This window comes from Mesorhizobium sp. M7A.F.Ca.CA.001.08.2.1 (assembly GCF_003998455.1).
Taxonomy (GTDB): Bacteria; Pseudomonadota; Alphaproteobacteria; order Rhizobiales; family Rhizobiaceae; genus Mesorhizobium; species Mesorhizobium ciceri.
This window is the reverse complement of the sequence record NZ_RZPW01001243.1, coordinates 1-975: the sequence shown is the minus strand read 5'-3', so window position 1 is coordinate 975 and position 975 is coordinate 1. Positions and strand designations below refer to the sequence as shown.

The 975-nt window shown below is 60.6% G+C and carries 1 protein-coding gene; it reads right to left on the bottom strand.

The window, feature by feature from the left end; genetic code table 11:
* On the bottom strand, positions 1-827 hold an 827-nt coding region (locus EN914_RS36535; RefSeq protein ID WP_206527338.1), incomplete at its 3' end, for a glycosyltransferase family 2 protein.
* Positions 828-975 lie beyond the last annotated feature (148 nt).

Genomic DNA, 975 nt, shown 5'->3' with positions numbered 1-975 from the left:
ACCATAAGCTGGACGCTGCCGAGGATCAGCACGATCGCGGCAAGGCTGGTCCAGCCGGGCAACACGTTTCCGACCGACCATTCGAGCAGCGTGTAGCCGAGCACGACCAGCCCCAGAAGCCCGAACATCATTCCGAGCAGCGAGGCGAACCGCAAGGGCACGATGGAGAAGCTGGTCATCGCGTCGACCGCCAGAAGAAGCATTTTCTTCAGCGGATAGTGGGTGGTGCCGGCAAAGCGGCGGTGCCGCTCATAGGGAAAGGCCACCTGTCTCAGCCCGATCCAGCTCACCATGCCGCGAATGAACCTGTAACGCTCTGGCATCGCGTTCAGATGGTCGAGCGCGCGACGGTTCATCAATCGGAAATCACCGGTATTCGGGGCTATATCGACGTCGACCATGCGGCGCAGCAAACGATAGAACATGGACGCGGAGGCGAGCTTGAACCAGCTTTCGCCATCGCGCGTCAGCCTCTGGCCGTAGACCACATCGAAGCCTTCGTTCATCTTCGTCATCATCGCGCCGAGCAGTTCAGGCGGATCCTGCAGGTCGGCATCGAGAATGAGAATGCGCTGGCCGCGACAGAATTCGAGCCCGGCGCTCAACGCGATCTGGTGGCCGTAATTGCGGGCGAGGTCGATGGCGACGACATGGTCGTCCTTTTCGGCCAGCTGCAGAATGGCCTCGCGCGTACCGTCGGTCGCGCCATCGATGACAAGGACGATCTCGTAGGAAGGGCCTTGTTCAAGGCATGCGGCCGTTACCCGCCGATGCAGTTCGGCCACGCCATCCAGCTCGTTGTAGCATGGGATGACCACCGACAGCATGACGCCGCGTCGCGCGGTGTTTTTCTCCGTCTCCACCAAAGCCTTGCTCCCGCTATTCGATTGGGAATAGCGGCAATTGGTTAGAAAACAGATAAGCCAGTGGGATCGGCCGCAACCGTCGGTCGGCCATCATTTCTGTCGCACGCGG